This is a genomic window from Thioclava electrotropha, from assembly GCF_002085925.2.
In the GTDB taxonomy this organism is placed as follows: Bacteria; Pseudomonadota; Alphaproteobacteria; order Rhodobacterales; family Rhodobacteraceae; genus Thioclava; species Thioclava electrotropha.
In genome coordinates this window covers 3,921,220-3,946,815 of the sequence record NZ_CP053562.1, presented here as the reverse complement: position 1 = coordinate 3,946,815, position 25,596 = coordinate 3,921,220, and the positions used below count along the sequence as shown (strand labels likewise).

At 64.2% G+C, this 25,596-nt stretch carries 21 protein-coding genes and 1 pseudogene; 10 read left to right on the top strand and 12 right to left on the bottom strand.

Annotated features, from left to right (window positions below):
• The first annotated feature begins 116 nt into the window (after nucleotides 1-116).
• Nucleotides 117-2,422: pseudogene (gene rnr / locus AKL02_RS18785) on the top strand (ribonuclease R).
• Between the two features lie 3 nt (nucleotides 2,423-2,425).
• Here the strand turns inward: rnr and AKL02_RS18780 are convergent.
• A complete protein-coding gene (locus AKL02_RS18780) occupies nucleotides 2,426-4,024 on the bottom strand; it encodes a phospholipase D-like domain-containing protein (protein ID WP_165756982.1) in 1,599 nt (532 codons plus the stop codon).
• 111 nt (nucleotides 4,025-4,135) lie between these two features.
• Nucleotides 4,136-5,734 carry a phosphoenolpyruvate carboxykinase gene (locus AKL02_RS18775; RefSeq protein WP_078549404.1) on the bottom strand — a complete coding sequence of 533 codons (1,599 nt, stop codon included), beginning with the start codon at nucleotides 5,732-5,734 and terminating at the stop codon, nucleotides 4,136-4,138.
• A 347-nt stretch (nucleotides 5,735-6,081) separates the two neighbouring features.
• On the opposite strand from AKL02_RS18775, the gene AKL02_RS18770 reads away from it, so the two are divergent.
• From AKL02_RS18770 to AKL02_RS18740, 7 genes are read left to right on the top strand one after another with little or no spacing between them, the layout of a single operon-like run.
• Nucleotides 6,082-6,783: a response regulator transcription factor gene (locus tag AKL02_RS18770; protein ID WP_078521444.1), complete on the top strand. Its 702-nt coding sequence runs from the start codon at nucleotides 6,082-6,084 to the stop codon at nucleotides 6,781-6,783.
• A 10-nt stretch (nucleotides 6,784-6,793) separates the two neighbouring features.
• Nucleotides 6,794-8,542: a sensor histidine kinase gene (locus AKL02_RS18765; protein ID WP_078604987.1), complete on the top strand. Its 1,749-nt coding sequence runs from the start codon at nucleotides 6,794-6,796 to the stop codon at nucleotides 8,540-8,542.
• Nucleotides 8,543-8,980, top strand: a complete 438-nt coding sequence (locus AKL02_RS18760) for an HPr kinase/phosphorylase (RefSeq protein ID WP_083077985.1) — start codon at nucleotides 8,543-8,545, stop codon at nucleotides 8,978-8,980. It begins immediately after the preceding gene.
• Nucleotides 8,971-9,900 carry an RNase adapter RapZ gene (gene rapZ / locus AKL02_RS18755; protein WP_083077984.1) on the top strand — a complete coding sequence of 310 codons (930 nt, stop codon included), beginning with the start codon at nucleotides 8,971-8,973 and terminating at the stop codon, nucleotides 9,898-9,900. The genes AKL02_RS18760 and rapZ overlap by 10 nt, the downstream gene beginning before the upstream one ends.
• The gene (locus tag AKL02_RS18750) at nucleotides 9,897-10,304 is read left to right on the top strand and encodes a PTS sugar transporter subunit IIA (RefSeq protein ID WP_075776867.1); all 408 of its coding nucleotides are present in this window, start codon (nucleotides 9,897-9,899) and stop codon (nucleotides 10,302-10,304) included. The genes rapZ and AKL02_RS18750 overlap by 4 nt, the downstream gene beginning before the upstream one ends.
• The gene (locus tag AKL02_RS18745) at nucleotides 10,295-10,567 is read left to right on the top strand and encodes an HPr family phosphocarrier protein (RefSeq protein WP_075776868.1); all 273 of its coding nucleotides are present in this window, start codon (nucleotides 10,295-10,297) and stop codon (nucleotides 10,565-10,567) included. Before AKL02_RS18750 ends, AKL02_RS18745 begins: the two co-directional genes overlap by 10 nt.
• Before the next feature lie 32 nt (nucleotides 10,568-10,599).
• Nucleotides 10,600-11,460 carry a lysophospholipid acyltransferase family protein gene (locus AKL02_RS18740; protein WP_083077983.1) on the top strand — a complete coding sequence of 287 codons (861 nt, stop codon included), beginning with the start codon at nucleotides 10,600-10,602 and terminating at the stop codon, nucleotides 11,458-11,460.
• Between the two features lie 267 nt (nucleotides 11,461-11,727).
• Here AKL02_RS18740 and AKL02_RS18735 read toward each other — a convergent pair whose 3' ends face one another.
• Nucleotides 11,728-12,603: a 3-hydroxybutyryl-CoA dehydrogenase gene (locus tag AKL02_RS18735; RefSeq protein ID WP_078521434.1), complete on the bottom strand. Its 876-nt coding sequence runs from the start codon at nucleotides 12,601-12,603 to the stop codon at nucleotides 11,728-11,730.
• 155 nt (nucleotides 12,604-12,758) lie between these two features.
• Between AKL02_RS18735 and AKL02_RS18730 the strand changes: the two genes are divergently transcribed.
• Nucleotides 12,759-13,580: a DUF6473 family protein gene (locus tag AKL02_RS18730; protein ID WP_083077982.1), complete on the top strand. Its 822-nt coding sequence runs from the start codon at nucleotides 12,759-12,761 to the stop codon at nucleotides 13,578-13,580.
• Nucleotides 13,581-13,654: 74 nt separating this feature from the next.
• Here AKL02_RS18730 and AKL02_RS18725 read toward each other — a convergent pair whose 3' ends face one another.
• From AKL02_RS18725 to AKL02_RS18690, 8 genes are all read right to left on the bottom strand, one after another.
• A complete protein-coding gene (locus tag AKL02_RS18725) occupies nucleotides 13,655-14,581 on the bottom strand; it encodes an electron transfer flavoprotein subunit alpha/FixB family protein (protein WP_078542565.1) in 927 nt (308 codons plus the stop codon).
• On the bottom strand, nucleotides 14,581-15,339 hold the full coding sequence (locus tag AKL02_RS18720; protein ID WP_078521428.1) for an electron transfer flavoprotein subunit beta/FixA family protein: 759 nt from the start codon (nucleotides 15,337-15,339) through the stop codon (nucleotides 14,581-14,583). The genes AKL02_RS18725 and AKL02_RS18720 overlap by 1 nt, the downstream gene beginning before the upstream one ends.
• Nucleotides 15,340-15,583: 244 nt before the next feature.
• Entirely contained in the window at nucleotides 15,584-15,703 is a 120-nt protein-coding gene (gene cydX, locus AKL02_RS18715; RefSeq protein WP_078521427.1) for a cytochrome bd-I oxidase subunit CydX, read from the bottom strand.
• Between the two features lie 12 nt (nucleotides 15,704-15,715).
• The gene (gene cydB, locus AKL02_RS18710; RefSeq protein ID WP_083077981.1) at nucleotides 15,716-16,879 is read right to left on the bottom strand and encodes a cytochrome d ubiquinol oxidase subunit II; all 1,164 of its coding nucleotides are present in this window, start codon (nucleotides 16,877-16,879) and stop codon (nucleotides 15,716-15,718) included.
• A gap of 6 nt (nucleotides 16,880-16,885) precedes the next feature.
• Complete coding sequence (locus tag AKL02_RS18705; RefSeq protein WP_198453217.1) at nucleotides 16,886-18,496, bottom strand: cytochrome ubiquinol oxidase subunit I; 1,611 nt, start codon at nucleotides 18,494-18,496, stop codon at nucleotides 16,886-16,888.
• A gap of 206 nt (nucleotides 18,497-18,702) precedes the next feature.
• Complete coding sequence (locus AKL02_RS18700) at nucleotides 18,703-20,364, bottom strand: amino acid ABC transporter ATP-binding/permease protein (RefSeq protein ID WP_083077980.1); 1,662 nt, start codon at nucleotides 20,362-20,364, stop codon at nucleotides 18,703-18,705.
• Nucleotides 20,361-22,049 (bottom strand): thiol reductant ABC exporter subunit CydD, encoded by a 1,689-nt coding sequence (gene cydD / locus AKL02_RS18695; protein WP_083077979.1) that lies wholly within the window; start codon nucleotides 22,047-22,049, stop codon nucleotides 20,361-20,363. The genes AKL02_RS18700 and cydD overlap by 4 nt, the downstream gene beginning before the upstream one ends.
• Before the next feature lie 182 nt (nucleotides 22,050-22,231).
• A complete protein-coding gene (locus AKL02_RS18690) occupies nucleotides 22,232-22,501 on the bottom strand; it encodes a YMGG-like glycine zipper-containing protein (RefSeq protein WP_075776878.1) in 270 nt (89 codons plus the stop codon).
• A gap of 187 nt (nucleotides 22,502-22,688) precedes the next feature.
• On the opposite strand from AKL02_RS18690, the gene AKL02_RS18685 reads away from it, so the two are divergent.
• A complete protein-coding gene (locus AKL02_RS18685) occupies nucleotides 22,689-24,344 on the top strand; it encodes an ArnT family glycosyltransferase (protein ID WP_165756981.1) in 1,656 nt (551 codons plus the stop codon).
• Between the two features lie 70 nt (nucleotides 24,345-24,414).
• On the opposite strand, the gene AKL02_RS18680 is transcribed toward AKL02_RS18685, so the two are convergent.
• Nucleotides 24,415-25,569 (bottom strand): S1C family serine protease, encoded by a 1,155-nt coding sequence (locus AKL02_RS18680; RefSeq protein ID WP_083077977.1) that lies wholly within the window; start codon nucleotides 25,567-25,569, stop codon nucleotides 24,415-24,417.
• Between the last annotated feature and the right edge of the window lie 27 nt (nucleotides 25,570-25,596).

The following is a 25,596-nucleotide window of genomic DNA, read 5'->3' as shown; positions in this document are numbered from 1 at the left end:
AGCCCCCTCCGCCCAAGCCATGCGCGCCTACGCGCGGGGGCAGCGCCCCCTCGACACCCACGAATAGCGCAACACTCTTTGAGTGACGCCCCTCACGCCCCATGTTAGGCAAACCCATGAGCAAACCCGCCCCCATCCCCTCGCGCCAGCAAATCCTCGACTGGCTGAACGACAACCCCGACCAAGGGGCCAAGCGCGATATCGCGCGGGCCTTCGGTGTGAAGGGGCAGGCGAAGATCGAGCTGAAGCGCATTCTCAGGACATGGCCGATGAAGGCCTGATCGAGAAGCGCCGCCGCAACTTCCGCGATCCCAATGTGCTGCCGCCGGTTTCCGTGCTGCGCGTGATGCGCGAGGACAGCCAAGGCGACCAATGGGCCGAGCCTGCCGAATGGAATGGCGAGGGGCCTGCGCCTTTGGTGCTCTTCGTTCCGAAGGACGGCGATCCCACGCTGGCCGAGGGCGACCGTATCCTCGGCCGCCTGACCCCGGTCGAGGATGAGGATTACGGCTACGAGGCGCGGCTGATCCGCAAGATCGGGCAGGCGTCGCATCGCATCGTCGGCATTTTCCGCAAGAACGCCGAGGGCGGGCGGATCATGCCGATCGACAAGGGTGTCGGCAACGAATGGCAAGTGCCGGCGGCGGTCACGCTGGGCGCCAAGGATGGCGAGCTGGTCGAGGCCGAACAGACCGGGCCGCGCGGGCGCATGGGCCTGCCCAAGGCGCGCGTGATCGAGGTGCTGGGCGATCCGTCCGCACCGAAAGCCGTGTCGCTGATCGCGATCCATCAGCATGGCATCCCCGACGATTTCCCCGATGCGGTCGTGGCCGAAGCCGATGCGGCCAAGCCCGCGCCCTTGGAGGATCGCGAAGACCTGCGCAAGCTGTCTTTCGTCACCATCGACCCGGCGGATGCGCGCGACCGCGACGATGCCGTTCTGGTGATCCGCGACGACGATCCGAAGAACGACGGCGGCTTCCTGATCTGGGTCGCGATTGCCGACGTGGCGCATTACGTCACGCCGGGGTCCGAGCTGGACCGCGAGGCCCGCAAGCGCGGCAACTCCACCTATTTCCCCGACCGCGTCGTGCCGATGCTGCCCGATAGCCTCTCGGGCGATCTGTGCTCGCTCCACGAGAATGTGGACCGTGCGGTATTGGCGGTGCGGATGAAGATCGACGCGCAGGGGCGCAAGGTCTCGCATCGCTTCACGCGCGGGATGATCCGTTCGGTCGGCTCGCTCGAATACGGGCAGGTGCAGTCGGCGCGCGATGGCAACCCGGACGAGAAGACCGAGGAGATGGTCGAGGAGATCATCGATCCGATCTACGAGGCTTACGAGGCGCTCAAGCATGCCCGCGCGATCCGTCAGCCGCTGGAGCTGGACCTGCCCGAACGGCAGATCGTGATCGGCGACGACGGGCATGTCGCCTCGATCCGGTTCAAGGAGCGGCTCGATGCCCATAAGCTGATCGAGGAGTTCATGGTGCTGGCCAATGTGGCGGCCGCCGAGGAACTGGAGAAGCTGCGTCGCCCGCTGCTCTATCGTGTTCACGAAGAACCCAGCCTCGAGAAGATCGAGAGTTTGCGCGAAGTGGCGCAGGCGTCGGGTTTCACCCTGGCGAAGGGGCAGGTGCTGCAGACCGCGCATCTGAACAATCTGCTCAGCCAGTCCGAGGGCTCCGAGTTCGACGAGCTGATCAACATCTCGACGTTGCGCTCGATGACGCAGGCCTATTACGCGCCGACGAATTACGGCCATTTCGGTCTCGCGCTGCGCTCCTACGCGCATTTCACCTCGCCGATCCGGCGCTATTCCGACCTGATCGTGCACCGCGCGCTGATCCTCGGCCATGGCTGGGGCAAGGACGGGTTGAGCGCGTGGGATATCGAGAACCTCGAAGATACCGCGAAGCAGATTTCCGATACCGAGCGCCGCTCGATGGTAGCCGAACGCGACACGACCGACCGCTATCTGGCGGCCTATCTGTCGGACCGGGTGGGCAGCGAATTCACGGGCCGCATCTCGGGCGTGCAGAAATTCGGCGCCTTCGTGAAGCTCGACGAGACCGGCGCGGACGGGCTGATCCCGATCCGCGAGATCGGGCGCGAGTTCTTCCATTTCGACCGCGAGGCGCAGGAGCTGGTGGGCTCCGATACCGGCATGGTCATCACCATCGGGCAGCGCGTCCGGGTGCGGCTGTCCGAGGCCGTGCCGATCACCGGCGGGCTGATGCTGGAACTGCTGGAAGTCGAAGGGCAGGGGATGCCCTCGGGCGACGGCAAGCGCCGTAAGGGCCGACGGCCCGGTACGCGCCCGCCGCGCAAAGGCCCGGGTAAGGGGCCGCGCAAACCGGCCCGCGATGCCGCCAAGAAGAAGGCGGTCGCGCGCAAGGTGAAACGCACGCGCAAGAGCTGAGGCTTAGAGCATCCACTCGATCGGCAGGCGCTGCGCGATCCACAGGAAGATCCGGTGCGAGAAGGGCACGCCCGGCTCGCGCTTGCGCACACCATGACCGGGCCGCGACCAGCGTAATTGCTGCGCACGGGTGAGGCGCAGCCGCCACGCGCGGGCGGGGATAAACTCCTTGAAGGTCTCGGAGATTTCCGTCGCGATCTCGGGCGCGTCGATCACGATGCCCAGCTCTGTATTGAGCCGCATCGAGCGTGGATCGAAGTTGAACGAGCCGATGAATACGCGCGCGCGATCCACCGCGAAGACCTTGGCGTGCAGCTTGTTGCGCGAAAACGGCGAGGTGCCGCGAATGTCGGAGCCCAGCAGCCGCTCGCGCCGGTTGCGCTCACTCGGGCGGCGGTCTTCGGCGTCGGCGGCGTATTCGTAAAGCTCGATGCCTGCGCGCAACAGCCCCTTGCGGCGGTGCGCGTAGCCGGAATGGACCAGCGCCACATCGGTCGCGGCATAGGAATTCGTCAGCACCTTGATGGTCGCCCCCGATTGCGCAATCCGCTTGAGATAACGCACCCCCGTCCGCGTCGGGACGAGGTAGGGCGTCACCAGCACCAGTTCTTCCAGCGGTTGCCCCAAGGCGCGCACCAGATATTGCCAGAGCAGTTTGCGCCCTTGCAAAAGCCCGTGGATTTTCGACGGGTGGTCGTAGATCAACTGCGCCTCGGCGAAGATCACCCGCGCCTTGCCTGACAGCAGCCGCGACGTCCGGTCGGGATGCTGCAGGTCGTCCGCATAACGCTTCGCCTCGGGTTCCGAGAGGCGGAGCTCTTCGGTCTTGATGATGGTCTCGGCCTCTTTCGCCTCGCAGCCACCCAACATCTTTTCCGCCGGGATCGCAGGGGGCGCGTTCCAGTAGAGGTCGAACTGCTTGCCGATCTGCGCCAGAACCGGCCCCGCGACGGCGACGTCGAGATCCATGTAGAGCCCGCTCTCGGAGAGGCTGTTAAAGTAGTCGTCGCCGATATTGCGCCCGCCGAGGATCGCCATCCGTCCATCTGCGATCATCGCCTTGTTGTGCATCCGGCGGTTAAGGCGGCGGAAATCGGACAGGTAGCCGAGGAAGCGTGCGGTCCGGATCGGGAAGGGGTTGAAGAGGCGCACGTCGACATTGGGTAACTGGTCGAGCGCGGCCAGCGTGCGGTCCATCCCCGCCGTGCCGTTATCGTCGATCAGCAGCCGGATATGGACCCCGCGTTTGGCGGCCTTGCGCAGCGCGCCGAGCATGATCGCGCCCGCGGTGTCGTTCTGCCAGATGTAGTATTGCAGATCGAGCGAGACCTCCGCCGCGTCGATCAGTTCCAGCCGCGCCGCCAGCGCGTCGAGCGGATCTGCGAGCAGCTGGACCGCGCTCTTTGTCTCAATTCCAGCGAGCCGGTTCTGCAACGCCATCGCGAAGCGCCCGGTTTCGGGGGCGAGTTGCATATGGGACTTGGGGAACGGGCCTTTCGGACGCCGATGCGACAGCCGTGCGACGATCAGCGTCAGACCGGCCAGCGCGATGAGGCCGGCGATCAGGGCGAAGCCCAGAATATGAAGCAGTTCCAGTTTCATGGCTGGCATCATGTAGGCGGTTCAAGGGTTTAGGAAAGTGGGCGTCGCACATGAAAAAGGCCGACGTGATCGCCGGCCTTCTTAAAAATCTCGTGTTCCGGGTTCAGCGGATCAGCCGATTGCCGCGGCTTTCACGTCGTCGTCGATATAGGGCACGTATTGCGCGAAGTTGTCCGAGAACATCTCCACCAGCTTCTGCGCCTGCGCATCATAGGCCGCCGCGTCGTCCCAGGTGCGGCGCGGGTCCAGAAGCACGTCCGAGACGTTCGGGACCGAGACCGGAACCTCGAAGCCGAAGTTGGGATCCTTGCGGAACTGCACGTCATGCAGCGAGCCGTCGAGCGCGGCTTTCAGCAGCGCACGGGTCGCCCGGATCGGCATCCGCGAGCCGGTGCCGAAAGCGCCGCCGGTCCAGCCGGTGTTCACCAGCCAGCACGACGCGCCGGTGTTGCGGATCTTCTCTTGAAGCAGCTTGCCATAGACCTCGGGGCGACGCGGCATGAAGGGCGCGCCGAAGCAGGTCGAGAAGGTCGGGAGCGGCTCGACCACGCCGACCTCGGTGCCCGGGGTCTTCGAGGTGAAGCCCGACAGGAAGTGATACATCGCCTGCGCCGGGGTCAGCCGCGCGATGGGCGGCAGGACACCGAAGGCATCGCAGGTCAGCATGATCACGTTCTTGGGCTGGCCCGCCATCGCGGTATCCGAGGCGTTCGGGATGTAATGCAGCGGATAGGCGCAGCGCATGTTGTCGGTGATCGAGTTGTCGTTGAAGTCCAGCTCCAGCGTCTCCTCGTCGAACACCATGTTCTCTACCACGGTGCCGAACATCGAGCAGGTGTTGTAAATCTCCGGCTCGGCTTCTTTCGACAGGTTGATCGTCTTGGCGTAGCAGCCGCCTTCGAAGTTGAAGATGCCGTTATGCGACCAGCCATGCTCGTCATCGCCCACGAGGATGCGCGAGGGATCGGCCGAGAGCGTCGTCTTGCCGGTGCCAGAGAGGCCGAAGAAGACCGCCGCGTCGTCGGGATCGTCGATCGCGTGGTTGGCCGAGCAGTGCATCGCCATGATGCCTTCGCCGGGCAGGATGTAGTTGAGAAGGGTGAAGACGCCCTTCTTGTTCTCACCCGCATAGGCGGTGTTGCCGATCAGGATCGTCTTCTTCTCGAAGTTCAGCGCGATCACGGTTTCCGAGCGGCAGCCGTGCTTCTCGGGATCGGCCTTGAAGCTCGGGCAGTTGATGATCGTCCATTCCGGATTGAACGCGTCGAGTTCCTCGCGCTCGGGGCGGCGCAGCATGGTGCGCAGGAACAGCCCGTGCCAGGCCATTTCCGCCACGAGGCGCACGTCGAGCCGATGCTCGGGGTCGGCACCGCCGAAGAGGTCCTCGACGAAGTAATCCTTGCCCTTCATATGCTCGAGCATGTCGGCATAGAGGCGGTCGAAGGCTTCGGGCTCCATCGGGGAGTTGTTCTCCCACCAGATGCTGTCTTCGACCGAGGCGGTGCGCACGACGAACTTGTCTTTGGGCGACCGGCCCGTGTGTTTCCCGGTGGTGCAGTAGAAGGCGCCACCCTTGCCGAGCGTACCTTCGTCGCGCTTGATCGCTTCTTGGATCAGCGCCGGTTCCAGCAGGTTATAATAGACATTCCCGAGACCTTCGATGCCTTGATCTTCCAGCCGTTTCGCGGGGTTAACGCGTCCAATGTCCATCTGATGCTCCCGATGCCGTCGCGCGGCGTTCACAGGGTTATTCCCGGCGCCTCGGGGCCTCGAAGCGCCGATCCGAGCAACAATGTTACCCGGATGGATCGCCTATAGCATGACAATTTTGCGAAGGAACAGAATGGATAGGGGGAGTTAGCGCAACCATTTCTAGGTTTAGCGCAATCACGGCGAAATGTCGCGGAAAGGTGAGGCAAATTAGTCAAAGGTTCGGAAATTCTGGCTCTGATGATTCGCGAAACCTTGGTGATTCGCAGCTTTTTGTTGATTTGAAGGCAACGAACGCGGAATATGCGTGTAATAACTATAAAGTAGCAGTGAAGGGATATTCCGACATGTCGAGAATCGCGCTGGTCGACGACGACCGCAATATTCTGACCTCTGTCTCGATGACGCTCGAGGCCGAAGGTTACGATGTCGAAACGTATAACGATGGACAGGCTGCATTCGACGCGTTCACCAAGCGTCTCCCGGACATGGCGGTTCTGGATATAAAGATGCCGCGAATGGACGGCATGGAGCTGCTGCAGCGGCTTCGCCAGAAGACGGCGATGCCGGTGATCTTCCTGACCTCCAAAGACGACGAAATCGACGAGGTTCTGGGTCTGCGCATGGGCGCGGACGACTACGTCAAGAAGCCGTTCTCGCAGCGTCTTCTGGTCGAACGCATCCGCGCGCTGCTGCGCCGGCAGGAAGCGATCTCGACCGGCGAGGTCGCCTCGACCGAAGACACCAAGGTCATGGTGCGCGGCTCGCTCGAGATGGACCCTCTGCGCCACGCGGTGACCTGGAAGAGCAAGGACGTTACGCTGACTGTGACCGAATTCCTGCTGCTTCAGGCGCTCGCGCAGCGGCCCGGTTTCGTGAAATCGCGCGATCAGCTGATGGACGTGGCTTACGACGATCAGGTCTATGTCGACGACCGCACGATCGACAGCCACATCAAGCGCCTGCGCAAGAAGATGCGCAGCGTCGATGATGATTTCACGGCGATCGAGACACTCTACGGCATCGGATACCGGTATAACGAAGAGTGATGCTACGTAGATGAGTATTGCCGGGAAGATCGGATTGGCTCGAAAGCGCTCCTCAAACTTCGCCCGTCGCGCGCCGGAAACGGAAGTCGTGCTCGGCGAGGATTGGATCGGCCCGGCCGATATCGTCGACGACGATCTGCGCAAGGGTCGGGCGCGGCGGTCGATGTTCTCGCTCAACCGCTCGCCGCTGGCGCGCAAGATCATCACCTTCAACCTGTTGGCGATGATCGTGCTGGTGACCGGCGTGCTCTACCTCAACCCGTTTCGTGACAGCCTCGTGCTGCAGCGCGAAGGCGGGCTGGTGAACGAGGCGCAGCTGGCCGCCGACGTGTTCGAGGCGCAGCTTCCGGCGGGGGCGCCGGTCAATCTGGCAGCGGGAGACGGGCTCGACCCGCTCGCGACGATCCGCGGGATGGAGCTGCCCGAAGGCGCCGATCTCTACCTGTTCGATCCAAGTGCGGCGCTGCTCGGCACCACGACCACGGGCGACCGCGCGCCGGTCGAAGAGGTCGACGGGCTCAATTTCGACAAGCGTTCCACCGTGCTCAGCGATTTTCTCGGTCAGATCTGGGACTCGGTCGCGGGTCTGTTCGAGCGCGGTGGCGGCACCGCCGCCGATAGCGCGCTCGACATGGTGCGCGATCTGGTGCCCTCGGCGCTGGATGGCCGCACCAAGATCGCCTCGCAGAAGAATGCCGCCGGAGAGACCATCTTCGCCGTTGCCACGCCGATCCGGCAGGGCGATCGCGTCGTGGGCGTGGTCGGGCTGATCTCTGTCGCGGGGCAGATCGACGCGCTGGTCCGCGTCGAGCGCGAGCAGGTGCTGCAGATGTTCGTGATCGCGATCATCGTCTCGATCGGGCTGTCGCTGGTGCTGGCCTCGACCATCGCCAATCCGCTCTCCGATCTTGCTGCCGCCGCCGAAATCGGGCGCGACAAGAACGCGCGCAAGATGGCGCCCGCCCGGGTGCGCATCCCCGACCTGACCGCGCGACCTGACGAGATAGGGCGTCTGTCGGGCGCGATGCGCGGCATGGTCGGCGCGCTTTACGAACGCATCGACGCGAACGAACAGTTCGCCGCCGACGTCGCCCACGAGATCAAGAACCCGCTGGCCAGTCTGCGCTCTGCCGTGGCCTCGCTGCATATGGTCAAGAAGGAGGAGCAGCGCACCCGCCTTCTGGAAGTCATCGATCACGACGTGCGCAGACTGGATCGTCTTGTGAGTGACATTTCCAATGCATCGCGGCTCGATTCCGAGCTGGTGAAAGAAGAGGAAGAGCAGTTCGACCTGATCAAGATGGTGTCGAACCTCAGCGAATTCCTCGGGCAGCAGGCACGCGAGAAGGGCGTCGATTTCATCACCGATCTGCCGTCGCAATCCGTGGTCATCTCGGGGCTGGAAGCGCGTCTGGCGCAGGTCTTCGTGAACCTGATCACCAATGCGACCTCGTTCTGCGAAGAGGGCGATGCGGTGCGGGTCTGGGCGCGCCAGCGCGACAATCGTGTGCTGGTCGTGGTTGAGGATACCGGGCCGGGCATTCCCGAAGAGGCGCTGACCAAGGTCTTCAAGCGGTTCTATTCGGAACGCCCCGAGGGGCAATTCGGCGATCACTCGGGCCTCGGTCTCGCGATCTCCAAGCAGATCGTCGAAGCTCATGGCGGCGTGATCTGGGCCGAAAATATCCGCCCCACCGATGCCGATCGGACCTCCGATCCTTTGGGCGCGCGTTTCGTCGTGGGCCTGCCGGTAAGCTGAATGACCGGGTCTGACGACCTTTCGACCAATCTCCATGCCAGTGCCGTCGCGCTCGACCCCGAGCGCGGCGTTCTCATTCGTGGAGCCTCGGGCAGTGGCAAATCGCTTCTCGCGTTGCGGTTGATGGCGCTGGGGGCGTCACTTGTCGCCGATGACCGGGTCGACCTGCGCGCCGAAGGCGAGGCGCTGATCGCAAGCGCACCGGAGCCGATCGCGGGCCGGATCGAGGCGCGCGGCGTGGGTATCCTGCGCGCCGATCACCTGTCGCAAGCCCGCATCACTTTGCTGGTCGATCTCGATCGGGAAGAGGTCGAACGCTTGCCAACCTGTCGAAAAGACAGGGTGTTGGGGGTCAATCTGCCCCTTGTGCTGCGCGTGCAGCATGGTCATCTTGATGTGGCAATCTTGCAATGGCTGAAAGGGGGCCGATGGGCGTGACCCGATCAGATCCGGTATGGGCACAGGCTGGCCAGCGCGTCGTGCTGGTGACCGGCCCGTCAGGTGCGGGCCGCACGACTGCCATCGGCGCTTTGGAGGATCTGGGCTACGAGCCGATCGTCAACCTGCCGCTGAGTCTTGTGCCGCGCCTTCTCAAGGGCCATCTGACCGGCCCTGTCGCGCTTGGCGTCGATGTACGCGGGCGCGATTTCTCGGCCGCGGCACTGATCGAACTGGTCGATATGCTGACCAAGCGCCCGGATCTGCATCTCGACCTGCTCTATCTCGATGCGCTCCCCGAAGTGCTCGAACGGCGCTATTCCGAGACCCGCCGCCGCCATCCGCTGTCGCCCGAGGAAGACCCCGGCGCAGGGATCGCGCAGGAGATGGACCTGCTCTCGCCGATCCGGATGCGCGCCGATGTTCTGATCGACAGCTCCGAGATGAGCCCGCATGATCTGCGCGCCGAGGTCGGGCGCTTCTTCGACACAGGCCGCACCGAGGCGCTCTCGGTCACGGTGAATTCCTTCAGCTACAAGCGCGGGGTGCAGCGCGGGCTCGACCTGATGTTCGATTGCCGCTTCCTCGCCAATCCCCATTGGGAGCCGGAGCTGCGCGCGCTTGACGGGCGTGACGCGGCGGTCGCGGATTACGTCGCCGCCGATCCGCGCTTTGCGGAGTTCCACCAGCGCGTGCTCGATCTGCTGTTGTTCCTGCTTCCCGCCTATGTCGCGGAGGGCAAGGCTTACCTCTCGGTCGGCTTCGGGTGTACCGGGGGGCAACACCGCTCGGTTGCAATGACCGAGAGCATCGCCAAAGCGCTTGCGGAAGCAGGGTGGCGCGTGTCTAAACGTCATAGGGAATTGGAGCGTCTCGGCCATGCCGAGAACGAAGAAACGAAGGTGAGGTCGGGCGCGTGATCGGTATCGTGATCGTGGCACATGGTGGTCTGGCGCGCGAATATCTCGCCGCTATAGAGCATGTCGTGGGCCCGCAGCGCGGCATTCGTGCCATCACGATCGAGGACGATCACGACCGCGCGGGCAAGCAGGCGGAGATTCGCGCCGCCGCCGATGCGGTCGATGACGGCACCGGTGTCGTGGTTGTGACCGATATGTTCGGCGGCTCTCCGTCCAACCTTTCGCTGATGGCCTGCGAGGCGCGGGACCGCGAAATCATCTACGGTGCGAACCTGCCGCTGCTGATCAAGCTGGCGAAATCGCGCAGCCTCGCGGTCCATGCCGCGGTCGAGGCCGCGCTTGATGCGGGGCGAAAATATATCAATAGTTACAATGCCCAAGCGGGAGTGGTGAAATGTCCGTGACCCGCGAGTTGGAGATCGTGAACGAGAAGGGCCTGCATGCGCGCGCCTCTGCCCGTTTTGTCGAGGTTGTCGAGGATCATGACGCCCGTGCGACGGTGGCGAAGGATGGCCAGTCGGTCTCTGGCGACTCGATCATGGGGCTTTTGATGTTGGCAGCTTCGCGTGGAACCACTATTGAAGTGACGACAAGCGGGGCCGAGGCAGAGAAGCTCGCCGATGCGCTTCAGGCATTGGTGGCCGATAAATTCGGCGAAGGTATGTGACGCGCTCCGCACCCAGCGAGGGGGTTCGCCCAATGAACCAAGAGAGCGAGATCGCAATCGAAGCCGCGCAAGCCGTATCGCGACCCTATGACAAGCGTCGCCTGTCCTATGCGGGGACGTTTTCCAATCCGTTCAAGGTCGGCACGATCCGCACCTTGGAATGGCTTACCGCGAAGGCGCAGCTTCTGCATCTGATCCGCAAGTTCGAGAAGCGCGGCGCGCCGGTCGGGGCCGAGTTCTGGCCGCAGGCGCTCGACGTGATGGGGATCGATGTCACCACGCCGCCCGAGCAGATTGCGCATATCCCGAAAGAGGGCCCGCTGGTGGTCGTCGCCAACCACCCGCATGGGCTCGTGGACGGGATGGTGCTGGCCTACCTGATCGGGCAGGTGCGCGACGATTTCCTGATCCTCACCCGCTCGCTGCTGACCGGCATTCCCGAGGTCGAGCAATACATGCTGCCCGTGCCCTTCCCGCACGAGCCCAATGCCCGCGAGGACAGCCTCAAGATGCGCGCCGCCTGCATGGCGCAACTCAAGCGCGGCGGCGTGGTGGTGCTGTTCCCGGCGGGGCAGGTGGCCCATTCCGAGACGCTGATGGGACCGGTGATCGAGCAGGAGTGGAACCCCTTCACTGCGAAAATGCTCGCCCGGTCGAACGCCTCGGTGCTGCCGATCCACTTCCCGGGCCAGAATTCGCGCGCCTATCAGATCGCCAACAAGCTGAGTGCGACGGTGCGGCAGGGGCTTTTGCTCTATGAGATCAAACGCGCACTGAACAAGCCCCAGAGTCCCGCGATCGGTCCGGCAAAGCGGCCCGAAGAGATCGCCGAGGCGCTGCAGAACCCGCGGAAGTTCCTCGCGGACCTGCGCGCGGAAACGCTGGCGCTGTAAGGCGACTGGTGGAGGGGGCTCTGCCCCCGCGGCTTCGCCGCCCCCCGGGATATTTGACGCAGTTGGAAAGAAAGACGCCCGGTTGCGCCCCTTAGGTGGCGGCGAACCGGGCGCTTCCAACTGCACGGTCATCGGCGTCCCCGCCTGTTCCGTGAGACCATTTAAGGTGATCAGGGTTTAGAAAACCTTACCGGTCTTCCAACTGCCCGAAATATCCCGGGGTGAGCGCAAAGCGCGAGGGGCAGCGCCCCTCACTTGCGCCGCGCCTCAGCGCGTCGGCACCGGCTCCTCGCCGCGATAGTCATAGAAGCCGCGCCCGGTCTTGCGGCCGAGCCAGCCGGCTTCGACATATTTCGTCAGAAGCGGGCAGGGGCGGTACTTGGTGTCGGCGAGACCGTCGTGCAGCACGTTCATGATCGCGAGGCAGGTGTCGAGCCCGATGAAATCGGCCAGCTCCAGCGGTCCCATCGGATGGTTCGCACCGAGCTTCATCGACTCGTCGATCGAGCGCACGTTCCCCACGCCTTCATAAAGCGTATAGACCGCCTCGTTGATCATCGGCATCAGGATGCGGTTCACGATGAAGGCCGGGAAATCTTCGGCAGACGCGGCGGTCTTGCCGAGCTTTTCCACCACTTCGTGCAGCGCCTTGTAGGTCTCCTGATCGGTCGCGATGCCGCGGATCAGCTCGACCAGTTGCATCACCGGCACCGGGTTCATGAAGTGGAAGCCCATGAATTTCTCGGGCCGGTCAGTGCGCGAGGCGAGCCGCGTGATCGAGATCGACGAGGTGTTCGAGGTCAGGATCGTCGTCGGCTTGAGATGCGGAAGCAGGTCTTCGAAGATCGCCTGCTTGACCGTCTCGCGCTCGGTCGCGGCCTCGATCACCAGATCGGTCGGACCCAGATCGCTCAGTTTCGTGGTCGTAGTGATCTTCTTCAGCGCGGTGTTCTTCTCGTCCTCCGAGATCTTGCCGCGCGATACCTGCCGATCGAGGTTCTTGGTAACCGTGGTGAGCGCCTTCGTCAGCGCGTCTTCGCTGATGTCGTTCAGCAGAACGTCATATCCGGCCAGCGCGAAGACATGGGCGATCCCGTTGCCCATCTGCCCTGCACCCACGATGCCCACTTTCTCGATCGCCATAATTTTCCCTCTCACGCTTTGCGCCCTGACCATAGTTCTCCGCTCGGTCCATGCAAGCGAAACGCAGGGCTGAGATCATTTTAACATTAGCCGTTTGGCAAGAATTTGGGCGCAATCTGGCCTCGGGTGAGTCGAACACAGACTGAGGTGGGAAAATGGCTTTCGAATATACGGGCGATGGCGCCCTCGATTACTTTCCGTGCAGATACGGGAAATCCAAACTGCTGTTCCGCGGGCCGCGCCGTGCACTGCAGGGGGATTTCATCGCCGCGATGGGCGGGACGGAGACCTATGGTAAATTCGTGGAGCATCCCTGGCCCGTTCTGCTCGAGGCGCGGCTGGAGATGCCGGTGGTGAATTTCGGCTATCTGAATGCCGGGATCGACGTGTTCCTGCACGAGCCGCAACTCGCCGCCGCATCGGAGGCCGCGAAGGTCACGGTGATCCAGTTGCTCGGCGCGCAGAACATGTCGAACCGCTTCTATGCGGTGCATCCGCGTCGCAATGATCGCTTCCTGCGCGCGTCGAGCCTGATGCGCTCGATCTTCCGCGGCGTGGATTTCACCGAATTCAACTTCACGCGTCACATGCTGAGCGCGTTGAAGGAACGCGAACCCGAGAAGTTCGCTTTGCTCGAAGTCGAGTTGCAGGAGGCATGGCAGCAGCGGATGACCGCGCTTCTCGCGAAGATCAAGGGGCGCAAGCTGCTGCTTTGGCTGGGCGAATTCCACGATCCGGCCCATAGCGACACGCTCGGGCACGAGCCTCTGATGGTGACGGAGGCGATGGTGGAGACGTTGCGACCGCTCGTGGCCGATATCGTGCGGGTCGAGCCTTCGGTGACGGCGCGCAGTGCAGGCACGACGGGGATGCATTTCTCCGCGCTGGAAGAGCCTGCGGCGGAAATGGTGCCGGGGCCGCTGGTGCATGAGGAGATCGCCGCGGCGCTTGCGCCTACGCTGCGGCCATTTCTCTAACAGGAAAGGGCGGGGAAATTCCCCGCCCTTTCGACTTGGTTCAACTCTCCCGGGGGGCAGCGCCCTTCCGCGGATCAGAGCTTTTCGGTCAGCGCCGGAACAGCGTCGAAGAGGTCCGCGACCAGGCCGTAATCGGCGACCTGGAAGATCGGCGCTTCTTCGTCCTTGTTGATCGCGACGATGATCTTCGAGTCCTTCATGCCGGCGAGGTGCTGGATAGCCCCAGAGATGCCGCAGGCGATGTAGAGCTCGGGGGCCACGACCTTACCGGTCTGACCGACCTGCCAGTCGTTCGGCGCGAAGCCCGAGTCGACGGCGGCGCGCGAGGCACCTACAGCAGCGCCAAGCTTGTCGGCCAGCGCTTCGATCACCTTGAAGTCCTCTTCCGAGCCGACGCCACGGCCGCCCGACACGACGATCTTCGCCGAGGTCAACTCCGGACGATCGCTCTCGGCGACCTTGTCTTCGATCCAGCTCGACAGAGCGGGCGCGTCCGACATGGCGACGGTCTCGACCGAAGCCGAACCGCCTTCGCCGGCGGCGTCGAAGGTCGAGGTGCGGAAGGTGATGACCTTCTTCTCGTCCTTCGATTTCACGGTCTGGATCGCGTTACCCGCGTAGATCGGGCGCTCGAACGTGTCGGCATCGACGACGCCGGAGACATCCGAGATCACCATCACGTCGAGAAGCGCGGCCACGCGCGGCATCACGTTCTTCGCATCGGTCGTGGCAGGCGCCACGATATGCGAATAGTCGCCTGCGAGCGACACGATCAGCGCGGCGGTCGGCTCCGCCAGACGGTGGCTCAGCGACGGGTCCTCGGCCACGAGAACCTTCGCGACACCGTCGATCTTGGCGGCGGCTTCACCCGCGGCAGCGGCAGACGCACCCGCGCAGAGCACGGTCACATCGCCCAAGCTTTTTGCGGCGGAGACGGCCTTGGCGGTCGCGTCGACCGACAGTTCGCCATCATTCACTTCACCCAGCAGCAGAACGGCCATCACACGACCCCCTTCTCTTTGAGTTTCGCAACCAGCGTGTCGACATCCGGCACCATTTCGCCAGCCTGACGCGCTTCCGGCTCGGTTGTTTTCACCACTTCGAGGCGCGGCGAGACGTCGACGCCGTAGTCGTCGGCGGTTTTCTCGTCGAGCGGCTTCTTCTTCGCCTTCATGATGTTCGGCAGCGACGCGTAGCGCGGCTCGTTCAGACGAAGGTCGGTGGTGACGATCGCGGGCAGCTTGACCTCGATGGTCTGCAGACCGCCGTCGACTTCACGGGTGACCTTCGCGGCCTCGCCCTCGACCACGACTTCCGAGGCAAAGGTCGCCTGACCCCAGCCCAGAAGCGCCGCCAGCATCTGGCCGGTCGCGTTCATGTCGTTGTCGATCGCCTGCTTGCCGAGGATCACCATGCCGGGCTGCTCTTCCTCGACGACCTTGGCGAGGATCTTGGCAACGGCCAGCGGCTCGATATCGGTCTGCACGTCATCGGCGGCGACCACGAGAATCGCACGATCCGCACCCATCGCGAGCGCGGTGCGCAGCGTTTCCTGCGCCTGCTTCACGCCGATCGAGACCGCGATGATCTCTTCGACGGCGCCCTTCTCCTTCAGACGGATCGCCTCTTCGACAGCGATTTCGTCGAACGGGTTCATCGACATTTTGACATTGGCGAGATCGACACCGCTTCCGTCCGCTTTCACGCGAGCTTTCACGTTATAGTCGATCACGCGCTTCACAGGCACGAGAACCTTCATGGCGTGTCTCCCTTGTGTAGTCCGCCAAATTGCGGCGAACGGATTCATTCGGCAATTTTGTTACAAGAGCAAAGGGCGAAGGGACAGGGGGAAAACGCCTCGTTTTGGCCCTGAAACGTCACGTCTTTTCGACTGTTTGCGCTAGCGGTGCGTGCAGATTGCCCTAGCGTCGCGCTGTGTCCGCGATCCGCCCATGAAAAAGGCCGCCCGAAGGCGGCCTTTCGCGTTTGTCTGCCGGACAAGGTCAGTCGTCCTTGCACTCACCGGCGATCTTGCAGTCGTTCTGCATCTCGAGCCACATCGCGTTGGCGACGGCGACCAGAGCGGCCAGCGGAAGCCCGAGGATCCATGCGAAATACCACATCTGTCTGTCTCCTTAGTAAACGGTATGGCTGTCGCGCTCGACATCTTCGACCGTCACCTTGCCCCACAGGACCTTATAGACCCATGCGGTATAGGCGAGGATGAGCGGCATGAAGATGAGCGCGCAGACGAGCATGATGAACAGCGTCTGGTGCGAGGACGAAGCGTCCCAGACCGTCAGCGAGGCGTCGGGCATTTTCGAGCTCGGTAGGATGAAGGGGAACATCGTCAGGCCGACCGAGGAGATCACGCCGAAGATGCCCAGTTTCGACCAGAGCAGCGTCGAGACTTCGCGCCCGGCGCGCAGCCCCCGCACCGCCATGGCGATACCCGCGAGGCCAAGGATCGGCGCAATCGCGATCCACGGGCGGTCCGCATAGGCCCGCATCCAGCTCCCGCTATGCTCGACCGTCGAGAAGAGCGGGTTGGAGGGGCCGTTGTCCGGCACGACCGAGGTGATGTGGTAGCCCGTGATCCCGAAGGCGAGCCAGATCCCCGCGAGGATATAGGCTGCGAAGGCCACCATGCCCGCAACGGAGCCGATTTCGGTCGCGCGGACCTTCACCGCGCCTTCGGTCTTCACCGAGAGCCACGCCGCGCCATGCATCATCAGCATCGACAGCGACACCACGCCAGCCAGCAGCGCGTAGGGGTTCAGAAGGCCCAGCAGCTTCATGATGAAGTTGCCCGGATAGAGCGGCATCAGCATGTCGTTGAGCTCGAAGGGCACGCCTTGCAGCACGTTGCCCATGGCCACGCCGAAGATCAGCGCCGGCACCGCGCCGCCCACGAAGAGCGCCCAGTCCCAGCCGTTGCGCCAAGCCGCCGAGTCGCGCTTCGAGCGATACTTGAAGCCGACGGGACGCAGGATCAGCGCCGCGAGCACGAGGAACATCGCGAGGTAGAACCCCGAGAAGCTCACCGCATAGAGGGGTGGCCAGGCCGCGAAGATCGCGCCCCCGCCGAGGATGAACCAGACCTGGTTGCCTTCCCAGACCGGGCCGACCGTGTTGATCGCCACGCGGCGCTCGCTATCGGTCTTGCCGACGAAGGGCAGAAGTGCGCCCACGCCCATATCGAAGCCATCGGTGAGCGCGAAGCCGATCAGCAGGACGCCCAGCAGCAGCCACCAGATGACGCGCAGAACGTCGAGGGGGATGAGTTCATAGAGGATCATTGGTTCTTACTCCGCAGGCATGGTGACAGGGGCGTTGCCGTCGCGACCGGACAGGCGGTCGTCATGGCGCTGCAGCCACTCTTGAGTGACCTCGACATCCTGATACGGGCCCTTCTTGATGTATTTGATCATCAGACCCATCTCGATGACGAAGAGCACGGTGTAGAAGGCCACGAAGCCCAGCAGCGTGAACAGCAGGTCGCCCACCGACAGGTGACTGACCGAAAGTGCCGTCGGCAACACGCCGTCCACGGTCCAGGGTTGGCGTCCGAACTCGGCGGTGAACCAGCCCAGTTCCGCGGCGATCCACGGGGCGGGGATGACGATCACGGCCAGACGCAGCGCCCAACGGGGATATTGCATGCCCTTCCAATTCGAGACGACGAAGAAGTAGACCATCAGCGCGATGAAGGAGAAGCCAAGCGCCACCATCAGGCGGAAGGACCAGAAGATCGGCCAGACCGTTGGGACGGTGTCATCCGCAGCCATCTTGATCTGCGCATCGGTCGCCTGACGGGGATCGTCCACGTAGCGTTTGAGCAGATAGGCATAGCCCAGATCGCCGACGTTTTCGTTGAACTGCTTGGTGACTTCGGGCGGGACATCGCCCTTGGCTTCGCGGATTTTCAGTAGGTCGTCATAGGCGACGATACCGTTGCGAATCCGCTCTTCCGAGCCTTTGACGAGATCGTCGATCCCGGTGATCTGCTCGGTCAGCGAGCGCGTGCCGATCAGGCCCATCACCCACGGGATGTGGATCGCGTATTTCGTCTCGCGATCTTGCTGATCGGGAATGCCGAAGAGGGTGAAGGAGGCGGGCGCCGGTTCGGTCTCCCACATCGCTTCCATCGCGGCGAGCTTCATTTTCTGGTTGTGAGTCGTCTCGTAGCCCGACTCGTCGCCGAGGATGACGACCGACAGGGCCGAGGCGAGACCGAAGGCGGCCGCGACCGCGATCGAGCGGCGGGCGAGTTCGAAATGACGGCCCTTGAGCATGTACCAGCTCGACACGCCCATCACGAAGACAGCCGCCGTGACGTAGCCTGCCGACACCGTGTGCACGAACTTGGCCTGGGCAACGGGGTTGAACACGACGTCGAAGAAGGAGGTCATCTCCATCCGCATCGTCAGCGGGTTGAAATGCGCCCCGACCGGGTTCTGCATCCAACCATTGGCGATGAGGATCCAGAGCGCCGAGAAGTTCGACCCGATGGCGACGAGCCAGGTGACGACCATGTGCTTGACCGGCGAGAGTTTCTCCCAGCCGAAGAACATCAACCCGACGAAGGTCGCTTCCATGAAGAAGGCCATCAGGCCCTCGATCGCGAGCGGTGCGCCAAAGATGTCGCCCACATAGTGCGAATAGTAGCTCCAGTTCATGCCGAACTGGAATTCCATCGTGAGGCCCGTGGCCACGCCCAGCACGAAGTTGATGCCGAACAGCGTGGCCCAGAACTTGGTCATTTGCCGCCAGATGGGGCGGTTGGTCATCACATAGACCGTCTCCATGATCGCCACGATGATCGACAGACCAAGCGTCAGCGGCACGAAGAGGAAGTGATACATGGCGGTCATGGCAAATTGCAGCCGTGACAGCTCAACGATCCCGAAATCCATTCTCGTTCTCCGTTTCCCTACTTGCACCCGACCTCGCCAAAAGCCGAGTTTCTCGGAAATATTATTCCTGGATGCAGCTTATGGGCGGGCGGTCTGCGCCTGACATTGAGCCAAATCAAATTGACGATGTGTCGCACGGAGGTGTGAAGAGCCGTGAACGACAATATGTCACATAAAATTAAGGACTTATTGTCGCAGGTCGTGCGTCATTTCAGCGCGATGGTGCCCGTGGCGGCGCTCTGATCGGGCTGTCTGTGAGACACCAGAAGGAAGCCTGCGTCGGGCAAAAGCGCGCGCAATCCGGAGAGAGTCGCGGCGGCCGTTGGGGCGTCGAGCCCCTCGGTCGGCTCGTCCAGCAGCAGGATGTCGGGCTGCCGCAAAGCCGCACGGGCCAGCGCCAGACGTTTCGTCTGACCGCCCGAAAGTCCGGTGCCGCCTTCGCCAAGCCGTGCCTCGAGGCCGCCGCGCGCGGCGATCACTTCATCAAGCGCGACGGCGCGCAGCGCGGCCCAAGCCGCGTCTTCATCGAGCTGCGCCTCGGGCGGCAGAGCGAGCGCGAGGTTCTCGGCGATGGTGCCGCCGATCAGCTGGCTGCGCTGCGGAACCATGGTGAGCACATCGCGCAGGTCGCCTTCCGGCCAGTCGGGCAGCGCGCGGCCCATCACCGTGACCTCGCCACCGGAAGGTTTGAGAAGGCCGGACAGCACGGCGAGCGCAGTGGATTTCCCCGCTCCCGAAGGCCCGCCAAGCATCACCGTCTCGCCACGCGCGAGGCTGAAGGTCAGATCGGAAAAGAGCGGCGCGGCGCTCTTGGCGCGGGTGAAGGCTACGTTGCGCGACTCGATCAGCGGGGCGTTGGTATCAGTGGGGGCGTGGCCGTCGGGCTGCGGCCGCTCGGGCGTATCGGTCAGGTCCATGACCCGCGCGCCCGCCTCCTGCATCCGCCCGATCTCGGCCATGCCGCGACGGAGCAGCATCAGCGACTCGGCCAGAGCCAGCGCGACGAACAGACCCACCGCAGCGCGGGCGGGCGTGATCTGCCCGGCCAGCGCCATCTGCCCGGCGATGGCCAGAGCGGCGGCTCCGGCAAGCGCGGTGGTTCCCGAAATCACGGCTCCCACGCGCCTATCGAGCGCCTCGAGATTGCGCCGCGCCAGCGCCTCGGCCTCGACCTCGGCCAAGGTCTGCGCGGTGGCGGCCTCCAACTGTCCGGCCACGGCCAGATCGGCGCGGGCGCGCATGGTTTCCAGCGCGCGGCGACGGATGTTTTGCAGCGCGGTCTCGGCGGCGCGGGCATCGTGGCGGGCGGCACGGGCCACCCAGATCAGCCCGAGCCCACCACCCAGCAGGTAGATCAGGAAGACCGCCAGCCCGATCGGCAGCCCTTCGAGCCACCACAGCATCAGAAGTGCCGCGATCTGCACCATGCCGCCTGCGAGGAAGGGGATGACCAGCCGCAGCAGCACGCCGTCCAGCGCATCCACATCCGAGGTGATCCGGTTCAGCGCCTGCGCACCGCGCAGCCGCGCCTGTTCCTCATGCGGGCGACGGGAGACGCCATCCATCAGGTCGATGCGCAGCTTCGCCAGCGCGCGCAGCGTGGCATCATGGGTCAGCAACCGCTCACCATAGCGCGACACCGCGCGACCCAAAGCCAGTCCGCGCACGCCTGCCGAGGGGGTGAAGAAATTGAAGTTGAGGCCCAGCCCCGTGATCCCGGCCAAGGCCGAGGCGGTGATGAACCAGCCCGACAGGCCCAGCAGCGCCGCCCCCATCGCGAGCACGAGGAAGGACAGCGCGAGGCCTCGGCTGAAGGCCCATTTCTGATCGGCGATCAGGCGGGCGGTGAGGGTCAGAAGCGTTTTCATGCTGCGCCCTCCAATTCGATCTGGCGGTCCATCGCGGCAACGAGGGCGGGGTCGTGGCTCGCGACGATCAAAGTCGTGCCGTTTGCGCGCAGCGCCAGCAGCGCCGCGATCACCTTGGCGCCCGTCTCGGCATCGAGATCGGCGGTCGGTTCGTCGGCCAGCACGATCGGGCGGCCCGCGTAATGGGCGCGCGCGATCAGCAGACGCCGCGCCTCGCCACCCGAGACGCCGCCGCCCATATCGCCCAGTCGGGCGTCGAGCCCGCCGGGAAGGCCCGCGACGACCTCGGTGGCCTGCGCAGCCTCCAGCGCCGCATCGAGATCGCCGGAGCGGTTCAGCGTGATCAGCTCGCGCAGGCTCGCATCGGCAAAGCGCGGGCTTTGCGGAATCCAGCCGAAGGCCGCGCGCCAGTCATCGGCGTTTTGCTCGGTCAGCGCGGTGTCGCCCAGTGTGATCTCCCCCGCCTCGGGATGGATCAGCCCGACCAGCGCGGTTAGAAGCGTCGTCTTGCCTGCGCCCGACGGCCCGGTGATCGCCACCGCCTCGCCCGGGGCGATGTCGCCATCGGGCAGGGGGATCGGATCGGCGGCCTCGCCGGGGCGGATTTGCAGACCGTGCCAGTGCAGCGGCCCGAGCTGCGGCGCCGTGCCTTCGCCCCCGGTGCCCATCAGTGTGTTTGCCTTGGCGATGGCAGTCTCGGTCGTCTCCAGCTCGGAGGCCACGGCAAGCGCGGCGGCTCGGTCATGCCACGCCGCTGCCAGATCGCGCAGCGGCTGGAAGAATTCGGGCGCGATCATCAGCAGGAAAATCCCCTCGGCCGGGGTCATCTTGCTGCCCCATGTGCCGAAATTCATCCAGCCGATCAGCGAGAAGCCGACATAGACCGCGACCAGCGCCACGCCGATTGCGGCGAACAGTTCCAGAAGCGTCGAGGAGAGGAAGGCCACCCGCAGAACCGCCATCGTGCGGACGCGCAGGTCTTCGGATTTGGTCTCCAGATCGGCGCGCGAGCGGGCCTCCGCGCCCAAGAGCCGCAGATCGGTGATCGCGGCGATCCGGTCGATCAGCAGGCGGTTCAGAGAGCCGATCTCGACCATTTGCTTTTCCGAGGCGTCCTGCGCGGCCATGCCAACAAGCGCCATGAACAGCGGGATCAGCGGCCCCGCAATCAGCAAGATGCCCGCGACCGCCCAGCTTTGCGTGGCGGCGAGCAGGATGAAGGCGAGGGGTATGATCCGGGCGCGCAGGAAGGCGGGCTGGTAGCGCGTGGCCCAAGGACCGAGTGCGCCGAGCTTCTCCGCCGAGAGCGAGGCCAGTTCCGCAGGCGACAGCGCGGCGGCCCCGCTGGCCTGACGCAGCGCCTTTCGGATCAGTGTCTCGCGGCTCTCGCGCAGCACGACCTCGGCGGCATCGGCGGAAAGCTTCTGCGAAATCCAGTCGAGCACGATCCGCACGAGCGCCAGCGCCACGAAACCAGCGGCCCCGGCAAGCGGCGAAAGCGCGGGGCTTACTCCAGGCGCGACCAGATCGCCAAGGACCAAGCCGATCAGAGCGGCCTGCGCGGGCCAGATCAGCGCCGAGGCTACGCCGAGCCACCCGGCGAGCTTCAACTTCCCCGCCACCGGCTGAGCGATACGGGCAAGAACGGCTTTCGGCTTCGGCGCTTCGGTCGTGGCGTCTGTCATAGGGATTTTGGGGTCTTTTCCTCTGTCGCGCTTGGCTGTGGAGATAGCCGGGCAGAGGGTCTGCGGCAATGGCGTGCGACAATCCGCGCTTGTCACGTCTGCGGGACATCCCGCCATGCGCGCATGAAAAAACCGTTCGGATGAGGGTCCGAACGGTTTTCGAGGTTACCTGTGGCGGGGCCTTAGCAGGGCGCGATGTACTCGCGGCCATAGGAGTCGCGATAGCGGCACTGACCCGGCTGGTTGGCTTTGCCGATCAGAGCGCCGGCAACGGTGCCGACTGCGCCGCCGATCGCGGCGTTCTGGACGCGGTCGCCGTCATCCGAAACAGCAGCGCCGATAGCGGCACCGGCAACACCGCCGGTCGCGGCAGCGCGGTCTTGTTGCGACATCTGGCAGCCTGCAACGGCAACGGTGGCGCTGAGCGGCAGGATGAGGAACATCTTCTTCATGGTACGTGTCTCCCTTCTGTATCTTCGGACATCCAACGTCGCCCCTCTCCGGGCAGTTCCAAGTTTTTCTTAATTAGTTTTGAGCCCGTATCCTGAAGCCGTGATGGTCGTGTGGCTTGACATGCGGGGGCATTCGGGGGTCAAGCAATATGGAACCCTTCGACACAGACGACAGAAAGACACGCCTATGAGTTCGACCGCTTGGCGCGTTCCCCTGATCGGGGCGCTTTTCCTTTTCGCGCTGAGCGCGGTGGTGTTGATGGTCATGCGCCCGCTGATGGCGATCGACGAGACGCGCTATGTCACCGTCGCCTGGGAGATGTGGCAGGGCGGCTCCAAGCTGGTGCCGCATCTCAACGGCGCGATCTATTCCGACAAGCCGCCGCTTCTGTTCTGGCTCATCAATATCGTCTGGAGCGTCACGGGCCCCAGCGAATGGGCGGCGCGGCTGGTCGCGCCCGCCTTCGGGCTGCTGTCGGTCGGGCTGGTGGCGATGCTCGCGCGCAGGCTCTGGCCGGAGGAACCCGAGCGCGCGGGGCTCGCCGCGTTGATCCTCGGGACGAGCGGGGTGTTCCTGCTGTTCGGCTCCACGACGATGTTCGACACGATGCTGACGGCGGCGACTCTGCTGGGGATGCTCGCGGTCTGGGCGATGCGCGACACGGATCGCTTCGCCCCGGTGATCGGGCTTGGCATCGCGCTGGCTTTCGGCGTCTTCGCCAAGGGGCCGGTGATCCTGGTGCATGTGCTGCCGACCGCGCTTTTGATGCCGCTTTGGGCGACGGGGGCGGAGCGGCCCGCGCTCAAGCAGTGGTATGCGCGGATCGGGATCGGTTTTCTGATCGGTTTCGGCATCGTGCTGCTGTGGCTCGGCCCCGCGATCATCTTCGGCGGTGCGGAATATCGCGAGCAGATCCTGTGGAAGCAAAGCGCCGGGCGGATGGTGGAAAGCTTCGCTCATGGCCGTCCCGTCTGGTTCTTCGTGGCGCTGCTGCCCTTCTTCCTCTGGCCGTGGGGCTGGAGCCGCGCGGGGCTGGCCACGTTCAAACCCTCGCGGCTCTGGGAGGATGCGGGCACGCGCATGGTGGCGGTCTGGTTCGCGACCGCCTTCGTCGCCTTCTCGCTGATTTCGGGAAAGCAGGCGCATTACCTCGTGCCGGAACTGCCTGCGCTGGCGCTGATCCTGTCGGGGCTGCTGCCCACGGCGGAGCGTCGGATGCGCTGGCTGCGCCTGCTGTGGCTTCTGCCCGGCGTGGCGACGGCGATCGCTGCGGCATCGGTGCATTTCGGGGCGTTCCCGGAACTGCCCGAGGGCACCGGCTCGTGGCTCTTCGTGATCGCGGGTGTGGCGCTGCTCGTGGGCGGCGCGCTGATCGTGATGAGGGCGCGGCAGGGTTGGTTCGCCGAAGCTTTCGTCGCGCCGCTGGTGCTGATCGCCATTCAGATCATGGTCTGGCCGATCCTTTGGAAAGTCTACGATCCGGCCCCGATCGCGAGCCTGATCGCCGCGCATTCCGAGAATGGCGTGGCGACCACTGATCGCGGCTATGCGGGGCAGTTCTCGTTTGTTGCGCGGCTTGAGAAGCCTGTGACGGTGCTTGGCAACAGCGCCGATCTGGGGCGCTGGATGGCGGATCATCCCGGCGGTCTCGTGCTCGCCGCGAAGCCGGTCGAGGGCGTCGACGGGCTTAACCAGATTGCGGAGCGGCATTTCCGGCAGGACGACTGGCGGCTCTATCAGGTGGCAGAGACGATCACGCCGCCCGCTGAAGCTGCGCCCGAGACTACTCCCGAGGCTACTCCCGAGACTGGGCCGGCCTCCGCGCCCGACAGCGCAAACTGACCCTTCAAAATAAAAGTCACGCCCGAAGCAGATGCTCCGGGCGTGCCTTCTAACCGATAGACGTCAAGTATTACGACTTGGTCTTCTCGGTGGGCCGCTCATCAAGAGTGACGGAGAGCGTGAGCGGCTTGTTCGCGCGCAGCAGCGAGAGCTGCACTTCGGTGCCCGGCTCGTCGGACCCGATCGCACGGGTCAGATCGCGGGGCTCTTTCATCGGCTTGCCATCGACGCCGACGATGATGTCGCCGCGCTTCAGGCCAGCTTTCTTCGCGGGCGTATCGGGCGACACATCGGCCACGAGCACGCCTTCGGGCTTGTCGAGACCCAGCGCCGCAGCGATGTCCTCGCTGACCGGCTGGATTTGAACGCCAAGGAAGCCGCGTTTCACCGTGCCGCTGTTCTGCAGATCGGCGACGACGCCCTTGATGGTGTCGGAGGGCACCGAGAAACCGATCCCGACGGAACCGCCGGTGGGCGACAGGATCGCGGTGTTCATGCCGATCACTTCGCCTTGGGCGTCAAAGAGCGGGCCACCCGAGTTGCCTTTGTTGATGGCTGCATCGGTCTGGATGTAGTTGTCGAACGGGCCCGATTTCAAGTCGCGGCCCTTGGCCGAGACGATGCCGGTCGACACGGAGGTGCCAAGGCCGAACGGGTTGCCGATCGCCACGACCGGCTCGCCGACCTGTGCGGTCTGGCTGTCGCCGAAGCCCACGGTCTGCAGGTCCTTGTCGGTATCGACCTTGATCAGCGCGATATCGGTGGCCTTGTCTTCGCCGATCACTTTCGCATCCGCGGTCGAGCCGTCGGAGAAGGTGACCTTCACGCTCTCGGCGCCGTCGACGACATGCGCGTTGGTGACGATATGGCCGTCTTTCTGGATGATGAAGCCGGTGCCGAGGCCGGTGATCTCAGGACGTTGCATCTGCTGGCCCTGACCGTTGGGCCCCATGTCGGGCATGCCGAAACGACGCTGGAAGAACTCGAAGGGGAAATCCTGCGGCATCCCCATCTGGGCCATTTCCTGATCGTTGGCCTGCTTCTTGATCTCGATGGTGACCACGGCGGGCATCACCTTCTTCACCAGATCGACGGTGTTGGTGAAGGTTTCGGCGGCGGCCACGTTCGGGACCAGTGCGAGCCCGCTTGTTGCCACGACGCCGGCGCCGAGCATTGCGGTGGTCGCGAGGGTGCGCAGCAGGGGAGCTTTGCGAATGTCCTGCATCTTTCTCTCCTTATTGACAGGGATGCA

Excerpts from the sequence above, each read along its gene's own strand:
- AKL02_RS18705 (WP_198453217.1), bottom strand. The coding sequence starts at position 18,496 with ATGGATTTCGGGATCGTTGAGCTGTCACGGCTGCAATTTGCCATGACC.
- AKL02_RS18740 (WP_083077983.1), top strand. The coding sequence starts at position 10,600 with ATGAACCAAGAGAGCGAGATCGCAATCGAAGCCGCGCAAGCCGTATCG.
- AKL02_RS18770 (WP_078521444.1), top strand. The coding sequence starts at position 6,082 with ATGTCGAGAATCGCGCTGGTCGACGACGACCGCAATATTCTGACCTCT.
- cydX (WP_078521427.1), bottom strand. The coding sequence starts at position 15,703 with ATGTGGTATTTCGCATGGATCCTCGGGCTTCCGCTGGCCGCTCTGGTC.
- AKL02_RS18775 (WP_078549404.1), bottom strand. The coding sequence starts at position 5,734 with ATGGACATTGGACGCGTTAACCCCGCGAAACGGCTGGAAGATCAAGGC.
- AKL02_RS18760 (WP_083077985.1), top strand. The coding sequence starts at position 8,543 with ATGACCGGGTCTGACGACCTTTCGACCAATCTCCATGCCAGTGCCGTC.
- AKL02_RS18725 (WP_078542565.1), bottom strand. The coding sequence starts at position 14,581 with ATGGCCGTTCTGCTGCTGGGTGAAGTGAATGATGGCGAACTGTCGGTC.
- cydB (WP_083077981.1), bottom strand. The coding sequence starts at position 16,879 with ATGATCCTCTATGAACTCATCCCCCTCGACGTTCTGCGCGTCATCTGG.
- AKL02_RS18745 (WP_075776868.1), top strand. The coding sequence starts at position 10,295 with ATGTCCGTGACCCGCGAGTTGGAGATCGTGAACGAGAAGGGCCTGCAT.
- AKL02_RS18685 (WP_165756981.1), top strand. The coding sequence starts at position 22,689 with ATGAGTTCGACCGCTTGGCGCGTTCCCCTGATCGGGGCGCTTTTCCTT.
- rapZ (WP_083077984.1), top strand. The coding sequence starts at position 8,971 with ATGGGCGTGACCCGATCAGATCCGGTATGGGCACAGGCTGGCCAGCGC.
- AKL02_RS18780 (WP_165756982.1), bottom strand. The coding sequence starts at position 4,024 with ATGAAACTGGAACTGCTTCATATTCTGGGCTTCGCCCTGATCGCCGGC.
- AKL02_RS18765 (WP_078604987.1), top strand. The coding sequence starts at position 6,794 with ATGAGTATTGCCGGGAAGATCGGATTGGCTCGAAAGCGCTCCTCAAAC.
- AKL02_RS18690 (WP_075776878.1), bottom strand. The coding sequence starts at position 22,501 with ATGAAGAAGATGTTCCTCATCCTGCCGCTCAGCGCCACCGTTGCCGTT.
- AKL02_RS18700 (WP_083077980.1), bottom strand. The coding sequence starts at position 20,364 with ATGAAAACGCTTCTGACCCTCACCGCCCGCCTGATCGCCGATCAGAAA.
- AKL02_RS18680 (WP_083077977.1), bottom strand. The coding sequence starts at position 25,569 with ATGCAGGACATTCGCAAAGCTCCCCTGCTGCGCACCCTCGCGACCACC.
- AKL02_RS18720 (WP_078521428.1), bottom strand. The coding sequence starts at position 15,339 with ATGAAGGTTCTCGTGCCTGTGAAGCGCGTGATCGACTATAACGTGAAA.
- cydD (WP_083077979.1), bottom strand. The coding sequence starts at position 22,049 with ATGACAGACGCCACGACCGAAGCGCCGAAGCCGAAAGCCGTTCTTGCC.
- AKL02_RS18730 (WP_083077982.1), top strand. The coding sequence starts at position 12,759 with ATGGCTTTCGAATATACGGGCGATGGCGCCCTCGATTACTTTCCGTGC.
- AKL02_RS18735 (WP_078521434.1), bottom strand. The coding sequence starts at position 12,603 with ATGGCGATCGAGAAAGTGGGCATCGTGGGTGCAGGGCAGATGGGCAAC.